Genomic DNA, 14601 nt, shown 5'->3' with positions numbered 1-14601 from the left:
TCCAGTCGACTTCCGCTTAAGACTACGACACGAAGGTCAAAAAGAGAAAGAAAGGATTGCTCGAAACAGCCACTCAAGTGGAATATACACAACGGATATGTTTGAGCTACTTTCTTTCCAATAAAAACTACACAATTATTAAGCCACTTCCACCAATCATTGAGTGTCTTGACGGAGCCGAATGAACGATTCCTCGGAGAGGGCTCCGATGGGCACCGCTTCCGGCGTCGCCAGTAGACTTATTCCACCACGCGGCTCAGATTCGCCAGCATGAATGTGGTCGTCGTCGGGGGCGGCATCGTGGGGCTCTCGTCCGCGAACGCGCTCGCCGCGGCCGGTGCGGACGTGACCCTCTGTGAGAGCGGCTCGCTCGGAACGGGGAGCACCGCCCGCTCGGCGGGCGGGATCAGGACCCAGTTCTCGACGCCGGTCAACGTCCGCCTCTCGATCGAGAGCCTGCGGGTTTGGGAGGCGTTCGAGGCGAAGTTCGGCGTCGACATCGCCCACCGGCGGCCAGGCTACTGCTTCCTCGCCCGCACCCCCGAGACGGCCGATCGGTTCCGCGAGAACGTGGCGATGCAGCACGACCTCGGCGTGGACAGCGAGTTCCTCTCGCCCAGCGAGGCCGTCGAGCGCTGTCCGGGCCTTGATCCCGACGAGTTCGTCGGAGCGACCTACAACGCTGCCGACGGGTTCGCCGACCCGAACCTCGCCGTCCAGGGGTACGCGACGAGCGCTCGGGAGGCCGGCGTCGACGTCCGAACGGGGACGCCCGTCGTCGATCTCGTCACCGACGGCGGCCGGGTCACGGGCGTCGAAACCGACGCCGAACGGATCGACGCGGAGTTCGTGGTCAACGCTGCGGGCGCGTGGGCGGCGACCGTCGCCGACCTGGCGGGGATCGACCTCCCGATTCACCCGCGCCGCCGCCAGATCGCGGTCGTCGATCCCAGCCGCCCGGTGTCGGCGGATGTCCCGCTGACGATCGATCTGGAGGAGGGGTCGTACTTCCGCCCCGAACGGGACGGGGCCGCGCTCGTCGGTGGCCACTTCGCCGAGACCGGGTCCGACGTCGATCCGAGCGCCTACTCGGACTCGATGGATCTCGACTGGGCGGCCACGGCGGTCGAACGCGCGGCGGCGTACACGAGCTACTTCGACGGCGATTCGCGCATCCGCCGTGGGTGGGCGGGGCTGTACGCCGTGACGCCGGATCACCACCCCATCCTCGAAGAAACGGTACCTGGCCTGGTCACCGCGGCGGGGTTCTCGGGCCACGGGTTCCAGCACGCGCCAGCCACCGGACGGCTGGTGGCCGAACTCTGCACCGACGGCGAGGCGTCGCTGGTCGACGTCGAGCCGCTGTCGAGTCGCCGGTTCGAGGACGACGGCGACGAACTCGTCGAGCGAAACGTCGCGTGACGCCGGCGACGGTGCGTCGATCGTCGTTCTGGCTCCGGCGGTCGCCACGTTGCACGGAACGGACGGGAGCGATCGGTCACCAGCACCCTTTTCCGCCGGCTCGTCGTTCGAGCGGGTATGACGGACGCAACGCTGCACACCAATCGAGGCCACATCGAGGTCGAACTCCACGACGAGCGCGCACCGCGCACGGTCGAGAACTTCGTCGGGCTCGCGACCGGCGAGCAGGAGTGGGAAGACGACGGCGAAACGGTCGAGGAACCCCTCTACGACGACGTGGCCTTCCACCGCGTGATCGAGGGGTTCATGATTCAGGGCGGCGACCCCGACGAATCGGGTCGCGGCGGACCTGGCTACCAGTTCGACGACGAGTTCCACGACGAGCTGCGCCACGACTCGGCGGGCACGCTCTCGATGGCGAACTCCGGGCCCGACACCAATGGCTCGCAGTTCTTCATCACCCTTGACGCCCAGTCCCACCTCGACGACCGCCACGCGGTGTTCGGCGAGGTCACCGACGGGATGGACGTCGTCCGCGAACTCGGCTCGGTCTCGACCGACGCGAACGACCAGCCCCAGGAGGAGGTCGTTCTCGAATCGGTCGAGATCCACGACTGAGACCGGAAACGACACCGAGCGAAACACTGATTGCGAGTCGGGCGAGTACGCGTGCGTATGGTCGACGATACCACGACGCGCTGTCTGAAGTGTGGATTCGAAGCCACAGGGATAAACCAGTGGAATTCGGTCGACGCGCCACCGTTGGGCGCACTCACGCAGTGTCCCGAGTGCGGGAGTACCGATATCTACACGCGCTCGTGACACCGGGAGAGCCGAGCTGTGGTTCGTCTCGACGGGCCCGACGGCTGCCAGCCGAACGGTACACGGAAACCGATCGAGGCCCGACCTTGTGGTATGGCCGACGAACCCGTCGATCCGAGCGACATCGGCGAGCGCGACGCGCCGCCGATCGCCGAGAAACCCTACAAGATCATCTTCGAGGCGAACAAATGTATCGCGGCGGGCAAATGTGCCGAGGTGTCGGACAACTGGTCGATGAACCTCACGAGCGGGATCGCCCAGCCCGAATCGTACTTCATCGGCGAGGACGACCTCGCAGCGAACGTCGAGGCGGCCGAGGTCTGTCCCGCGAAGAAAGACAGAGGTGTGATCCACGTGGTCGACCGTCGCACGGACGAGGAGATCGCGCCCGATCTCGAGGGCGACGGCACGCTCTCGGTCGATTGGTAACCGAGACCGAAACCGACTTTCCTTCGAGCGCGTAGGGGCGAACGCGCGAGGGTGGCCGAGTCTGGCCAAAGGCGTCGGGCTTAAGACCCGATCTCTTAGGAGTTCGTGCGTTCAAATCGCATCCCTCGCACGTTTCGCCGGATCGCCGAACAGCGACGATTTTATCACGATTCCCCATGAGCACCCGGACGATGGACTCCGACCTCCTCGCCGACGGGCCGGCCGACCGCCTCGTTCGGGTCGCCCGGACCGCGACCGGCGACAGCCTCCGCTCGGTCACGTACTTCACGCGGAGCGACTACGACCAGCTCTACCTCCGGGACGATCTCGAACAGGACGCCGATCTGATGAGCTTCATCGGCCACGAGTGGCACGACTTCAAGAACACCCGCAACGCCTATCAGAACTCCGAGCTCGGGACCTACCGCCACACCATCCGGACCTTCGAGAACGGTTTTCTCCTCCGGATCACCACCGAGCGCGACGGCGTGTTCGTGACCACCGACGGGCTGACGATGCAGGACTTCGAGGCGGTTGCGAACGCGGTCACCACCGTTTTAGAGGACCGAACCGAGTAGTTCCGCGAGCGGGTGACGACGCGCTTTTGCCCGCGAAGGGCGAACCGACCACATGACCCACAACGCGCCCAGAACCGACGGGTTCGACAGTCATAGGGCGTTCGAGCCGATCGACGACGGGTTCGCGCTCACCACCATCCCGTTCGACAGCCGCGCCGAGGCTACTGAGTCGGGCTATCGTATCACGATCCACGTCCCGACGCTCGACGCCGCTGCCGGGGAGTCGATCGCGGAGGCGCTGCGGGAGGGCTGGTTCGAGACGTTCGAGCGGCGACTCGCCGATGCCGGCGGCGTGACGCGCGGGGCGATCGACGTACCGGCACCGACCGTCGAACGCGACGCCGGCACAGTGAGGGTCGAGTTCGCGTTCGAGCACGACGATCCTGCGGGGGCGGCCGACGCCGCGAAGGCGCTGGCGGAGTACGTCGAAGGGACCTACGTCGAGGGTATCGTCCCCGGCTACACCTACGAGCCGCCCGTCGCCGATCTGCTCTCCCGAGCGCGTCAGCAGGGCGACGAGGGCGACGGAGAAGGGTCGAGCGGCGCGATGCCGCTCTGAGTGCGAGGAGAGAGAAGACTCAGGCCTCGCCGGCCGCACGGCTCGTGTCGCCGGCGATGATCCGACGAACGTCGCCGAGCACGTCGAAGTCCGCGAGCGCCACCACCCGATCGCCCTCTTCGAGCGAGTCGTCGGCGTGGGGCAGCCCGAGCGCCGCCCCTTCCTTGCCGAACGCCAACAGCCGGGCGTCGCCGGGGAGTTCGAGTTCGCTCAGGGTGTACCCCCGGGTCGGCGACTCGGGCGTGATGGTAAACTCCACGAGCTGGAGGTGATGGGCGATGTCGGCGATCGCGCGGATCGTTCCCCCCAAGAGAGCGTTTTTCGCGCCGATCGCGCCGAGGCGCTCGGGGTAGACCACTTCGTCGACCTCCGCGGCGTACTTCCGGTAGATTCCCTCGTACTCGTCGTTGTCGATGCGCATTACGGTACGACAGCCTCTCGACTTCCCGATCAGACACGCCATGATGTTGGTGGTCACGTCGCCGGTCAGCGCCCCCACCGCGTCGGCCTCCTCGATGCCCGCGTCGACGAGGTCGTCCTCGCTGCCGCCGTCGCCGTCGAGGATGTCGACGATTTCGAGGCGTTCGCCCCAGAGCTGTTCGAGCTGGTCGGGATCGTTCTCGACCACGGTTCCTTCGTGGCCCTCCTCGGCGAGCACTCTCGCTGTTCGGAGCCCGACCCGGCCGGCACCCACGATGACGAATCGCATACCTCCTGTACACCGAGGACTACCAATAACCTTACTCCGTTCCCGCAGTCTCGACGGCGGACTGTCCCGGCTCCTCAGTCGTCGCCCGCGATCGATGCACGTTGTCGCTCGAGTTCGGGCGTCGGCTCGGCATAGACGTGCTCGAACAGTTCGTCGCTTGCGGGGTCGGGGATCGCCTCGGCGGTCTCGACCGCGTCCGCGAGTTCGTCGTCGGCGTCTTCTTCGCATTGCTCGACGAACGTCTCGTCGATTACGTCACGGTCGGTGAGATACTCGGTGAATCGCTCGACGGGGTCGCTGGTGCGCCACGCGGGGAGATCGGGATCGTCGTCACGGTAGCGGCTCGGATCGTCGCTCGTGGTGTGGGCTCCCCGACGGTAGGTCAGGCTCTCGACGAGCACCGGCTCGCCGTCGCGAGCGCGATCGAGGGCGATCTCGACTGCCTCCCGTACCGCGAGCGGGTCCATCCCGTCGACTTGTGCGCCCTCGAACCCGTACGCTTCGGCCTTCTCGGCGATACTCGGGCTCGCGGTCTGGCGTTCCCGAGGAAGGGAGATCGCCCAGCCGTTGTTCTCACAGAGGAAGACGACCGGCGCGTCGAACACGCCCGCGAAGTTCATCGCCTCGTGGAAGTCGCCCTCCGACGTCGCGCCGTCGCCGAAATCACAGACGATCGCGTGGTCTTCGTCCTGGTGGTCGGCGGCCATTCCCGCGCCGACGGCGTGAGGGAGCTGGGTCGCGATCGGGACTGCCTGTGGGAAGATCGGGAGATCGTGATCGGAGTTGAACTCGGGATGACCACGCCGGAAGGCGAGCAGATCGCTCATCGGGACGCCGCGGGCGATCTGCATCGCGTTCGAGCGGTAGGTGGGGAACAGCCAGTCGTCGGCCGCCAGCGCGTGGGCCGTCCCGACTTGGGTGGCCTCCTGGCCCGCAAAGGGTGGATAGCCGCTCATCCAGCCGCGGCGCTGGAGCGCCACGGCGCGCTCGTCGAACCGCCGCGCGCGGATCATGTCCCGGAGCAGGTCGCGCGCATCGTCGGCGTCGAACTGGGTCGCTTCGAGGTCGCGCTCGCCGATGACCCGGTGCATATCTGCTCTCCCACGGGCCCGCCCGAAAGCCGTTCCGATACGCCGAAGTCCCGCGGGCCCCGAGGGGCGATATGGTCTCGGTTGCCGACCTCGTCGGGCTCGCCGTGGTCGTCGGCGTCAACGCCGTCATCGCCGCGCTCGCCACGCGTTTCATCCGCGTCCGGCTCGACACCCAGTGGGGCGTCGCGCTCTACATCGCCCTGCTCGTGCCGACAGTGTTGTTCGTGACGACGCTCGTCGCGACTGGCCCCGTCGGACTCGGACCGGACCTCGGTGGCGCAACGGCGGTGCTCGGTGTCGCGGTCGCGCTGCCGTTCGCGCTCGGCGTCGCGTTCGATTACTTCTGGATGCCGGCCCCCGAGGAAGTCGAACTCCCCGACACGCTCCGGGAATCCTGAGTTCGCCGCCACAGCCACCACAGCTACCACGGCCGCTACAGACACTACAGTCACCACAGCCACCGCTTCACCGCACGGCCAAAGATTGTGGTGTGTTCACGATCTCCACTCGAAACGGGCGGGCCGAACCACGACAACTCGAAGCGAATTTTTAACCGAGATCGTCGTCTGGACACGGCCATGGGGAGTGCATGCGTTATCAGGGGTGAGATTCCGGCCGACGAGTTCGCGCTCTACGAGGCGCTCTCGTCGTCGCCCGACATCGAGTTCGAGGTCGAACGGATCATCGAGACTGGAACGGATGCCGCAATGCCACTCGTGTGGGTCCGGGGGGCCGACCACGAGGCCGTTGCGGACGTCTTCGAGAACGATCCGAGTGTGCAGGAGATCGAACTCCTCTCGGAGTTCGACAACGAACAGCTCTACCGGATGGAGTGGGTCACCGAGGTCGATCTCGTTCTCCAGATGCTCACGAACTCCGAGGCGACCATCACCGACGCGTACGGCACCGACGGCCGGTGGCATCTTCGGGTGCTCTATCCCGACCGCGAGTCGTTGACGAAGACGACCGAGTTCCGCGATGAGCAGGGGTTGACGTTCGATATCACCGCGATCCGTGAGCTGGAGGGCGAGCCCGCCGGTCGGTACGGCCTGACGACCGAACAGTTCGAGGCGCTCGAAGCCGCGCTCCAAGCGGGCTACTACGAGGTCCCGCGCGACATCGATCAGAACGATCTCGCCGAGAAGCTCGGGATCTCCCATCAGGCGCTCTCCGAACGCCTCCGGCGCGCGACCGGCGCGCTCGTCGAGGACGCGCTGCTGGTCGGGGCCGTCCCGGATCACGATGGGAAGTCCTGAGAACGGGATCTTCCCGCTCGTTCACGAGCGACCGTACCGTGGAACTGTGCTTTCATTCGCAACCTCAACGGATACAAACCACTCGCCGAGTAGTACCGACAATGAGTCTGATCGGCGCGTTGCCGCCCGCTCCGCTGGAGCAAGCGGATGCAGAGGCGATACGCGCCCGCAACGATGTGGATGCGCTCATCGTGCTCGGGACTTCCTCGATGTACGCCCGCCGGAGTCGGTACGACGACCCCGCAACCGAGGCCGTTGCGCTCGTCGACGGTGACGTGTGCGGCTTCTCGTACGACGACTCCGGCTGGTCTCGGGAACTCCTTCGCCGCGACGCCGATCCACACGAGCATCTCGAAGCCACGCTTCAGTGGTCCTCAGGGTAACGTCGTCGGCGTGTATCGGCAGCGATGGAGTCGTCGGACGGGAAACCGGGCGACGACCGACTCGATGAGCTACTCGGTAGCCGTATCGAGCAGCCGCTCGACCGTCGATTCGGCCGCTTCGATCACCGTCTCGGGCGACTGGGTCGCGTCGACTCGCACGAACCGCTCGGGTTCGTACTCGATGAGTTGCTCGTAGTTCGTCCGGACCCGGTCGAGATACTCCGCCTGCTCGAACTTGTTGGTCGCGCCGCTTCGCGCTGCCCCCTGCTCGGGATCGAGGTCGAGATAGATCGTCGCGTCCGGCGGGCGCGTCCACGGCTGGTGAACGCCACGAACGTACTCCATCGGGCGTTTCACCCGCCCGTCGAGCGCCGCGCCCTGGTAGGCGTACCGCGAGTCGGAGTACCGATCCGCAATCACGACGTCGCCGGCGTCGAGTGCGGGGCGCACAGTAGAGGAGAGGTGGGCGGCGTGGTCAGCCGTATACAGAAAGAGTTCGGCGAGCGGGTCGGCGTCGGGATCGTTGATCGAGCGCGCGACCGCCTCGCCGTACCACGAGTCGGTCGGCTCGCGGGTGAAGGTGGCGTCGACGGTGTCGTGAAGCGCCTCCCAGACCGTGGTCTTTCCGCTGCCGTCGATGCCTTCGAGCGTGATGAGCATACCGCGACTTCGCCCGCCGACGGGTAAGCCTTCCCTGCCGGTGACGGTGGTTTTAGGTTAGCTCCCCGAGTAATCAGAATATGGACGTGCTCGTGACCGGTGGCGACGGCTTCGTCGGACGGAATCTGTGTGACGAACTGGCGGAACGCGGCCACGACGTGACGGCGCTCTCGCGCGATCCCGATCCCTCGGTGTTCGAGGCGGACGTCGACACCGCGATCGGCGACGTGACCGCCTACGACTCGATGGAAGGGGCGTTCGCGGGCCAGGATTCGGTCGTCAATCTCGTCGCGCTCTCGCCGCTCTTCCAGCCCTCGGGCGGCGACGAGCAGCACTTCGAGATCCATCTCGGCGGCACCGAGAACGCGGTTCGGGCGGCCGAGGAACACGGTGTCGAGCGGTTCGTCCAGATGAGCGCGCTCGGAGCCGATCCTCGGGGACCGACGGCGTACATCCGGTCGAAAGGTGAGGCCGAGGGAGTGGTCCGTGACTCGGCGCTCGACTGGACGATCGTCCGGCCATCGGTGGTGTTCGGCGACGGCGGCGAGTTCGTTCCGTTCACGAAGAAACTCACGACACCGTATCTCGCGGCGCTGCCCCGCGGCGGTCGCACCCGGTTCCAGCCGATCTGGATCGGCGATCTCACGCCGATGCTCGCCGATACCGTCACCGAGGATGGCCACACCGGCGAAACCTACGAGATCGGCGGGCCGGCGACCCTGACGCTCGCCGACGTCGCCAAACTCGCCTACCGGGCGGAGGGGAAGTCGGTCTCGATCGCCCCGGTGCCGATGGCGCTCACGAAGCTCGGGATGGGGCTCGCCGACCCGCTGCCGGTGGTCCCGTTCGGCTCGGACCAGGCGCGCTCGCTCGAAATGGACAACACGGTCGCCGACAACGACGTCACCGCGTTCGGTCGTGACATGGGCGATCTGCGCTCGCTCGCCGACTACCTCGGCGTGGCGTAACTCACCGCTCCGTCGCCAGCAGCGCCGCCGACGGAACTCTCTTTCCCCGCCGACCGGCACCCATTTGACGCCGAACGGCCGAGCATGGCGCATGCGCGTCGTCGTCCCGTTCGCGGCCGAACAGCCGAAGACCCGGCTCGCGGACGTGTTCACGCCTGCCGAGCGCCGCGAGTTCGCCCGCGTCATGCTGGACGACGTACTCCGTGCGCTCCGCGAGGCCGGCCACACGCCCGAAGTGCTCACGACGGCCGGGATCGACGTGGACGCACCCACGATCGTCGACGATCGTCCGTTGAGCACGGCCGTCGATGCGGTGCTGGCGGCGGGAACGCCGGTCGCAGTGGTGATGGCGGATCTCCCGCTCGCAACTCCGGACGCGCTCACGCGGCTGTTCGCGCCCGACGCCGACGTGGTGCTCGCACCCGGTCGGGGCGGCGGAACGAACGCGTTCGTGACGCGTCATCCCGAGTTCCGGGTCGACTACCACGGCGCGTCGTACCGCGATCACCGCGAACGCGCCCGTGAGGTCGGTGCGAGCCTTGCGACGGTCGATTCCCACCGGCTCGCGACCGATGTCGACGAGTCCGCGGACCTCGCGGAAGTGCTGCTCCACGGAACAGGGGAAACGCGTCGGTGGCTCGAAAGGCAAGACGTTCGACTCGACACGAGCGGGGACGATCGCGTCGATATCCGACGGGACGGTACGACCGCTGTGCAGCGGGATGAGGGGCCAGAGACGGGCTGAATCGGGTGAGAGTTGGGACAATCCTTTCAAGCAGTCGTCACCGAGGACGAACTGCGCGAACCCTCTTACCGGTTCGCGCGGGTGGCCGTCGGCTGTGGTGCCCACCGCTCCCGGCCCGGTATCCCCACTCCCCCTCCTTGGATACCGGGCATCCCCGCTGAGTGAGAGCCTTTTAGCCGTCCGCGGTCTTCACCCGATCCATGCAGGAGGCCGACACGCGCGATCCACTCGATGCGATCGACGTCACGCCGCACGACGTCGATCGGCTGTGTGCTGTCGACTCCAACGACGTCGATCCTGCACCCCGCCTCTCGTTCTCGCGCAACGTCTTCGTTCCGCTGACCACGGCGTGTCGGTACACCTGTACCTACTGCACGTACTTCGACCCGCCCGGCGAAGCCAGTCTGATGAGTCGCGAGGACGTCCGACAGGTGCTCGAAACCGGAGCCGACGCCGGCTGCACCGAGGCGCTGTTCACCTTCGGCGACAAACCCGACGACCGCTACGACGCGATCCACGACCAGCTCGATGAGTGGGGCCACGACTCGATCCACGACTACCTCTACGAGATGTGCGAACTCGCGCTCGACGTCGGGCTCCTCCCCCACAGCAACCCCGGCGATCTCCAGCACGACGAGATGGCGATGCTCGCCGAAGTGAACGCCTCGATGGGCGTGATGCTCGAAACCACCGCCGACGTCGGCGCTCACGCCGGCCCCCGACAGAAGACGCCCGAACAGCGCCTCGACACCATCCGTGCGGCCGGCGAGGTCGGGATTCCCTTCACCACCGGAATTCTGGTGGGGATCGGCGAGGACTGGGAGGACCGGGCCGAATCACTGCTGGCGATCCGCGAACTCAACGAGCAATACGGGCACATCCAGGAAGTGCTCGTCCAGCCCGTCGTCGAAAACGAGCGGTGGAACAGTCCGACGCCCGACGCCGAGATCCTCCGACGTGCGGTCGCGATGGCCCGCGTTGCGCTCCCGGAGGACGTCTCGATCCAGGTGCCGCCGAACCTCGCGCCCGTCCGTGAGGTGCTCGACTGCGGTGTCGACGACCTCGGTGGGGTGTCGCCCGTGACCGACGATCACATCAACCCCGACTACGCGTGGCCAGGCCTCGACGAGCTCGAAGCCATCGCGGGAGAGGCTGGCGTCCCACTAGACGAGCGCCTGCCGGTGTACGAGCGGTTCGTCGACGACGGCGGCTGGATCGACGAGCGCATCGAGGCGGCGCTCGCCGCCGACACCGTCCACGGCGAGCGCTTCCGATCGGTGCTCGAACACGGCGAGAACCCCGCCGGAGTCTAAGCCCACGTCAGCCTGATCCCGGTTGCGATCGGAAACACGGACACCTCGCCAGCTACCGGCGTCTTGCGGGTTCGCGTTCGCGCTCTTGATTGTCGTCGGAGCGCGACCGTGAATCGACTGGCTCCGGTGTCGGACTGTACCGATCGGTCCCGTCGTCGGCCGTCGATTCGTCGTCGAACTCGACGGTGAGCGGCCGTGCGAGTCGGGCAGCCGTGGTCGCGGCCAGATGCCGAGCCCGTGCTACCCCTCCCGGCTCCGACGGGGACTCGGTACGGAGTTCGCTGCCCTGCCGAACGAGGAGGTCACGGTCGTCGAGTTCGGCGAGCGCGTGATCGAGCGTCGCGTCGTCTGGGTCGAGCGCGTCGGACAGCTCTCGACGGGTGAGAGGTTGCTCGCGGAGCGTCTCGTCGACCTTCCTCGTGACGTAGTCGTGGTAGACGTCCCGGCCGTCGGGGCTCTCACCGTCGCCCTCGTCGATGAAGAGCCCCTCGTGACGGAGCGTCTGGACCGAATCGAGGGCGAGCCACCCGCCGACGGCCGCGAAAACCACCGGCAGCCACCACGTACCAGTGCCGCCAAGCACGAACAGGGCAACGCCGGAGAGCAACGCCATGAGACCGAAACCGAGGGTTCTGACTGTCTCGCGGAGATCGTACACCTCCGTCAGGAGCTCCGAAAGACCGAAAATTCCCGTCACCGTGAGGCCCGTCGCGGTCTGTGTCGCCGATCCGTCGAAGACCCACACGGAGATGGCGATGACCCCGAGCCACGCCAGTATCGCCCGCGAACTCACCCGCTCTCGAACCGCGACACGGACGGAGTCGGCCATCGATCCTCGGTTCTCTCTCAGTACAATTAACTCCCCGCCTCGCCGACCGTTTCGGATTGGCGAGCGAATAACGGCTCGTCGCTGAGCGGATCGGAACACTCCATGCGAACCGATCGTTCTTCCGGAATATCTCGGTTATTCAACACGCTTCGCCGTGGATGAGGGTGTGGTGAGGACACGAATGACCAACCACACGCGGCGCGAGTTGCTGAAACTGACCGGGGCGACGGCGGCGGCCGCGGTCGGCGTTCCGAGCGTCGGTCTTGCGCAGGACGACACGCCCGACATCGAGTGGACGGAGGCAGAGTCGCCGACCACGAAGACCCTGAACGGTGCGGTCGACACCGCCGAGGGGCCGTTCGCGGTCGGGGCCGGTGGCGACGTACTCGCGAGACGGAAGGACGGCTGGCAGAAGGTCGTCGAGTACGGCCCTCAGGCACGGAGCCGGCCGCTGACGGGTGTCGACGTGACCGACGACGGCAAGGCGCTCTGGTTCGTCGGCGGCTCGGGTGTGATCGGCGAGTATCGCGTCGACACTGAGACGCTCACGAACTACTCCGCGCCGAAGGAGAAGACGAGCACGTGGGAAGGCTGTGCGGTGCGGGGCACTGCGGGCGAGAACGAGCGGCTCTACTTCGTCAACGGTTCGGGCGAGCTACTGATCGGCGTCCGCCAGGAGAGCGGCGCAGTCAAGTACGAGGACGTGACCAAACCCGGCGGTGGCTCCACGATCCCGGCGATCGACTTCCACGCGCGGAAGAAGGGCCACGTCGTCTCGACCAGCCAGTTCGTCGCCGCGACGGGCGACGGCGGCATGAAATGGAACAAGATCGGGATCGACTTCGCTGGCGGGGCCTTCTTCGACGCCGCGAGCGTCGGCCCGAAGGACGTCAATGTGGCCGCCGGCGGCGGGATCGTCTACCGCTACGACGGGTTCCGATGGACGCCCCACGTCATCGATGGCGGCCGCCAGGCGATCCGGGCGATCGACCGCGACGGCGCGATGGGGCTCGCGGCAGGCTCGGGCGGAAAAGTCTACGAGCGCCAGTCTGCCGGCCAGTGGCGGCGATTCCAGGCGCCGGTCGAGACGAAGCTCAACGGCGTCGCGCGCACGGACACCTACGATGTGGCGGTCGGCGCTGGCGGGGTTATCGTCGAGCGCTCGGTCGATCGTGACGCCGAGCCACCGAGCGGCAACAAATCGGTGGTACGGTACGCGGAGGGTGCTGTCGAAGCGGCGTGGGACTGAGTTCGAAGGGGCCGGCTACGCCGAGCGAGTCGACGGCGAGCCCGAGGGATCACCGAGCTCGTCGTCCAACCCCGACCAGCAGTCCGCACACACCATCCGGATCGTCTCCTCGTCGCCGTCGGGCCCGCTTTCGTCGATCAGGACCGCCCGACAGTCGGGATAGTCCCGGGGACTGAGGTCGGTCTCACAGAGCGCACATTCCGTGCCAGCGGGGGTCGAGTCGGCGGGCGTCGCGTCGGCCGTCGACCCGTCGGAATCGTCCGTCATCGATCACTCCCCCTCGCCGAACCGGCCGCTGAGATCGTCCCAGCAGCCCCGACAGAGCCGGTAGGTACGTTCGTCCGCATCGCGTTCGAGGCGGATCGCCCACTGAGACTCGGCTTCGGTGTCACACTTCCCACAGATGTGTTCGGTCATTGCGTGTGGATCGGTACCTCGAAGCTTCGAGACGGACCGGTGTTATACCTTTGCTCCGCTCGATCGTCGAGGGCGATATAGCAACCGCTTAGTTCGACCGACGGAACTCCCCCGCATGACCAGTGTCAAGGAGTTCCGGATCGAGGAGCCCGCCACCGCCGACACGCCCGGCAGCGGGCGGTTCGTGTTCACCGACGCCTATTCCGTGTTCGACTGGGGGCAGATGCCCGACACCGTTCCCGAGAAAGGTCGCTCCCTCTGTGCGATGGGCGCGTACAACTTCGAACTGCTCGAAGCCGAAGACGTGCCGACCCACTACCGGGGTGTCGTCGATCCGACGGCCGACGAAACGGGTGGGGAGTCCGAGGCGGTCGAACTGGACGCCGTCGCGGCACCGCCCCGTGAGATGGCGATCGATCTCGTCCAGGTGCCGGATCTTCCCCCCGAAGACGGAAGCTACGACTACGAGACGTTCCACGCCGCAGCGGGCGAGAACTACCTCGTCCCGCTCGAAATCGTCTTCCGGAACAGCGTCCCGGTGGGATCGAGCCTGCGCTCGCGCCGCGATCCCGGCGAGGTGGGGCTCGGTGCGGCCGAGTGGCCCGACGACCCGGTCGATCTCCCGGAGCCGGTCGTCGAGTTCTCGACGAAGTTCGAGGAACAGGACCGGTATCTCACGCGCGAGGAAGCCGACCGGATCGCGGGACGGGCGGCGCTCGACGACCTCGCGGCGGTCGCACGCGAGGTCAACCGGATCGTGACAGATCGGGCCGAATCGATCGGGATAACCCACGAGGACGGCAAGATCGAGTGCTGTTACGTCGACGGCGAGGTCCGGGTCGCCGATGTGGTCGGCACGTTCGACGAGAACCGGTTTTCCTACGACGGCCAGCAGCTCTCGAAGGAGGTGCTCCGCCAGTACCACAAGCGCACGCAGCCGGAGTGGGTCGCAGCGGTCAGTGCTGCGAAGACCGAGGCCGACGAGCAGGGCGAGACCGACTGGCGTGCGCTGTGTGAGCGCGACCCCGAACCGCTCGCCGAGAGCGTGATCGACACCGCGAGCGATCTCTATACTGCGGGCGCGAACGCCTATCTCGATCGCGACATCTTCGACGCACCGGCGCTCGACGACGCGGTTGCGACTGTGCGTTCGCTCGGGAACTGAGAATCA

Annotated in this window: 19 protein-coding genes and 1 tRNA gene; 14 read left to right on the top strand and 6 right to left on the bottom strand. The window is 66.7% G+C overall.

Annotated features, from left to right (window positions below; genetic code table 11):
- The first annotated feature begins 270 nt into the window (after positions 1-270).
- From C450_RS01835 to C450_RS01810, 6 genes are all read left to right on the top strand, one after another.
- Positions 271-1422 (top strand): NAD(P)/FAD-dependent oxidoreductase, encoded by a 1152-nt coding sequence (locus C450_RS01835; protein WP_005039302.1) that lies wholly within the window; start codon positions 271-273, stop codon positions 1420-1422.
- A 117-nt stretch (positions 1423-1539) separates the two neighbouring features.
- A complete protein-coding gene (locus C450_RS01830) occupies positions 1540-2040 on the top strand; it encodes a peptidylprolyl isomerase (RefSeq protein ID WP_005039300.1) in 501 nt (166 codons plus the stop codon).
- 297 nt (positions 2041-2337) lie between these two features.
- Entirely contained in the window at positions 2338-2673 is a 336-nt protein-coding gene (locus tag C450_RS01825) for a ferredoxin (RefSeq protein ID WP_005039296.1), read from the top strand.
- Positions 2674-2718: 45 nt separating this feature from the next.
- Positions 2719-2803 (top strand) — tRNA-Leu (locus C450_RS01820).
- 61 nt (positions 2804-2864) lie between these two features.
- Positions 2865-3251 (top strand): DUF7522 family protein, encoded by a 387-nt coding sequence (locus C450_RS01815; protein WP_206536821.1) that lies wholly within the window; start codon positions 2865-2867, stop codon positions 3249-3251.
- A gap of 52 nt (positions 3252-3303) precedes the next feature.
- Positions 3304-3810 carry a DUF5813 family protein gene (locus tag C450_RS01810; RefSeq protein ID WP_005039292.1) on the top strand — a complete coding sequence of 169 codons (507 nt, stop codon included), beginning with the start codon at positions 3304-3306 and terminating at the stop codon, positions 3808-3810.
- 19 nt (positions 3811-3829) lie between these two features.
- On the opposite strand, the gene C450_RS01805 is transcribed toward C450_RS01810, so the two are convergent.
- Both C450_RS01805 and C450_RS01800 read right to left on the bottom strand, forming a co-directional pair.
- Positions 3830-4519, bottom strand: a complete 690-nt coding sequence (locus C450_RS01805) for a potassium channel family protein (protein ID WP_005039290.1) — start codon at positions 4517-4519, stop codon at positions 3830-3832.
- Positions 4520-4593: 74 nt separating this feature from the next.
- Positions 4594-5610, bottom strand: a complete 1017-nt coding sequence (locus C450_RS01800) for a thiamine pyrophosphate-dependent dehydrogenase E1 component subunit alpha (protein WP_005039287.1) — start codon at positions 5608-5610, stop codon at positions 4594-4596.
- Positions 5611-5681: 71 nt separating this feature from the next.
- Between C450_RS01800 and C450_RS01795 the strand changes: the two genes are divergently transcribed.
- From C450_RS01795 to C450_RS01785, 3 genes are all read left to right on the top strand, one after another.
- On the top strand, positions 5682-6008 hold the full coding sequence (locus C450_RS01795; RefSeq protein ID WP_005039284.1) for a hypothetical protein: 327 nt from the start codon (positions 5682-5684) through the stop codon (positions 6006-6008).
- 180 nt (positions 6009-6188) lie between these two features.
- The gene (locus C450_RS01790; protein WP_005039281.1) at positions 6189-6866 is read left to right on the top strand and encodes a helix-turn-helix domain-containing protein; all 678 of its coding nucleotides are present in this window, start codon (positions 6189-6191) and stop codon (positions 6864-6866) included.
- A 101-nt stretch (positions 6867-6967) separates the two neighbouring features.
- Positions 6968-7249, top strand: a complete 282-nt coding sequence (locus C450_RS01785) for a hypothetical protein (RefSeq protein WP_005039279.1) — start codon at positions 6968-6970, stop codon at positions 7247-7249.
- 69 nt (positions 7250-7318) lie between these two features.
- Here the strand turns inward: C450_RS01785 and tmk are convergent, their stop codons facing one another.
- Positions 7319-7909, bottom strand: a complete 591-nt coding sequence (gene tmk / locus C450_RS01780; protein WP_005039276.1) for a dTMP kinase — start codon at positions 7907-7909, stop codon at positions 7319-7321.
- An 80-nt stretch (positions 7910-7989) separates the two neighbouring features.
- Here tmk and C450_RS01775 point away from each other — a divergent pair, with 80 nt between their 5' ends.
- The 3 genes from C450_RS01775 (at position 7990) to cofG (ending at position 10935) form a co-directional block, all read left to right on the top strand.
- On the top strand, positions 7990-8877 hold the full coding sequence (locus C450_RS01775; protein ID WP_005039273.1) for a complex I NDUFA9 subunit family protein: 888 nt from the start codon (positions 7990-7992) through the stop codon (positions 8875-8877).
- Between the two features lie 91 nt (positions 8878-8968).
- Positions 8969-9622, top strand: coding sequence for a 2-phospho-L-lactate guanylyltransferase (gene cofC / locus C450_RS01770; RefSeq protein WP_005039271.1), 654 nt, complete (start codon positions 8969-8971; stop codon positions 9620-9622).
- 200 nt (positions 9623-9822) lie between these two features.
- Positions 9823-10935, top strand: coding sequence for a 7,8-didemethyl-8-hydroxy-5-deazariboflavin synthase subunit CofG (cofG, locus tag C450_RS01765; RefSeq protein ID WP_005039270.1), 1113 nt, complete (start codon positions 9823-9825; stop codon positions 10933-10935).
- A 52-nt stretch (positions 10936-10987) separates the two neighbouring features.
- Here the strand turns inward: cofG and C450_RS01760 are convergent, their stop codons facing one another.
- Positions 10988-11764 (bottom strand): hypothetical protein, encoded by a 777-nt coding sequence (locus tag C450_RS01760; protein ID WP_005039268.1) that lies wholly within the window; start codon positions 11762-11764, stop codon positions 10988-10990.
- A 181-nt stretch (positions 11765-11945) separates the two neighbouring features.
- On the opposite strand from C450_RS01760, the gene C450_RS01755 reads away from it, so the two are divergent.
- Entirely contained in the window at positions 11946-13013 is a 1068-nt protein-coding gene (locus tag C450_RS01755; RefSeq protein ID WP_005039266.1) for a hypothetical protein, read from the top strand.
- 15 nt (positions 13014-13028) lie between these two features.
- On the opposite strand, the gene C450_RS01750 is transcribed toward C450_RS01755, so the two are convergent.
- Together C450_RS01750 and C450_RS21990 are read right to left on the bottom strand one after the other, a co-directional pair.
- Positions 13029-13280 carry a hypothetical protein gene (locus C450_RS01750; RefSeq protein WP_005039263.1) on the bottom strand — a complete coding sequence of 84 codons (252 nt, stop codon included), beginning with the start codon at positions 13278-13280 and terminating at the stop codon, positions 13029-13031.
- A 3-nt stretch (positions 13281-13283) separates the two neighbouring features.
- Positions 13284-13430, bottom strand: coding sequence for a hypothetical protein (locus C450_RS21990; protein WP_161606936.1), 147 nt, complete (start codon positions 13428-13430; stop codon positions 13284-13286).
- A gap of 115 nt (positions 13431-13545) precedes the next feature.
- Here C450_RS21990 and C450_RS01745 point away from each other — a divergent pair, with 115 nt between their 5' ends.
- Positions 13546-14595, top strand: coding sequence for a phosphoribosylaminoimidazolesuccinocarboxamide synthase (locus C450_RS01745; protein ID WP_005039261.1), 1050 nt, complete (start codon positions 13546-13548; stop codon positions 14593-14595).
- The last annotated feature ends 6 nt before the right edge of the window (positions 14596-14601 follow it).

It is taken from the genome of Halococcus salifodinae DSM 8989 (genome assembly GCF_000336935.1).
Lineage (GTDB): Archaea > Halobacteriota > Halobacteria > Halobacteriales > Halococcaceae > Halococcus > Halococcus salifodinae.
The sequence above is the reverse complement of the archived record's forward strand: the minus strand, read 5'-3'. Positions and strand labels throughout refer to the sequence as shown.

What these genes read in the sequence shown, in the direction of transcription:
- C450_RS01835 (WP_005039302.1), top strand. Translation starts at nt 271, where the DNA reads ATGAATGTGGTCGTCGTCGGGGGCGGCATCGTGGGGCTCTCGTCCGCG.
- C450_RS01830 (WP_005039300.1), top strand. Translation starts at nt 1,540, where the DNA reads ATGACGGACGCAACGCTGCACACCAATCGAGGCCACATCGAGGTCGAA.
- C450_RS01825 (WP_005039296.1), top strand. Translation starts at nt 2,338, where the DNA reads ATGGCCGACGAACCCGTCGATCCGAGCGACATCGGCGAGCGCGACGCG.
- C450_RS01815 (WP_206536821.1), top strand. Translation starts at nt 2,865, where the DNA reads ATGGACTCCGACCTCCTCGCCGACGGGCCGGCCGACCGCCTCGTTCGG.
- C450_RS01810 (WP_005039292.1), top strand. Translation starts at nt 3,304, where the DNA reads ATGACCCACAACGCGCCCAGAACCGACGGGTTCGACAGTCATAGGGCG.
- C450_RS01805 (WP_005039290.1), bottom strand. Translation starts at nt 4,519, where the DNA reads ATGCGATTCGTCATCGTGGGTGCCGGCCGGGTCGGGCTCCGAACAGCG.
- C450_RS01800 (WP_005039287.1), bottom strand. Translation starts at nt 5,610, where the DNA reads ATGCACCGGGTCATCGGCGAGCGCGACCTCGAAGCGACCCAGTTCGAC.
- C450_RS01795 (WP_005039284.1), top strand. Translation starts at nt 5,682, where the DNA reads ATGGTCTCGGTTGCCGACCTCGTCGGGCTCGCCGTGGTCGTCGGCGTC.
- C450_RS01790 (WP_005039281.1), top strand. Translation starts at nt 6,189, where the DNA reads ATGGGGAGTGCATGCGTTATCAGGGGTGAGATTCCGGCCGACGAGTTC.
- C450_RS01785 (WP_005039279.1), top strand. Translation starts at nt 6,968, where the DNA reads ATGAGTCTGATCGGCGCGTTGCCGCCCGCTCCGCTGGAGCAAGCGGAT.
- tmk (WP_005039276.1), bottom strand. Translation starts at nt 7,909, where the DNA reads ATGCTCATCACGCTCGAAGGCATCGACGGCAGCGGAAAGACCACGGTC.
- C450_RS01775 (WP_005039273.1), top strand. Translation starts at nt 7,990, where the DNA reads ATGGACGTGCTCGTGACCGGTGGCGACGGCTTCGTCGGACGGAATCTG.
- cofC (WP_005039271.1), top strand. Translation starts at nt 8,969, where the DNA reads ATGCGCGTCGTCGTCCCGTTCGCGGCCGAACAGCCGAAGACCCGGCTC.
- cofG (WP_005039270.1), top strand. Translation starts at nt 9,823, where the DNA reads ATGCAGGAGGCCGACACGCGCGATCCACTCGATGCGATCGACGTCACG.
- C450_RS01760 (WP_005039268.1), bottom strand. Translation starts at nt 11,764, where the DNA reads ATGGCCGACTCCGTCCGTGTCGCGGTTCGAGAGCGGGTGAGTTCGCGG.
- C450_RS01755 (WP_005039266.1), top strand. Translation starts at nt 11,946, where the DNA reads ATGACCAACCACACGCGGCGCGAGTTGCTGAAACTGACCGGGGCGACG.
- C450_RS01750 (WP_005039263.1), bottom strand. Translation starts at nt 13,280, where the DNA reads ATGACGGACGATTCCGACGGGTCGACGGCCGACGCGACGCCCGCCGAC.
- C450_RS21990 (WP_161606936.1), bottom strand. Translation starts at nt 13,430, where the DNA reads ATGACCGAACACATCTGTGGGAAGTGTGACACCGAAGCCGAGTCTCAG.
- C450_RS01745 (WP_005039261.1), top strand. Translation starts at nt 13,546, where the DNA reads ATGACCAGTGTCAAGGAGTTCCGGATCGAGGAGCCCGCCACCGCCGAC.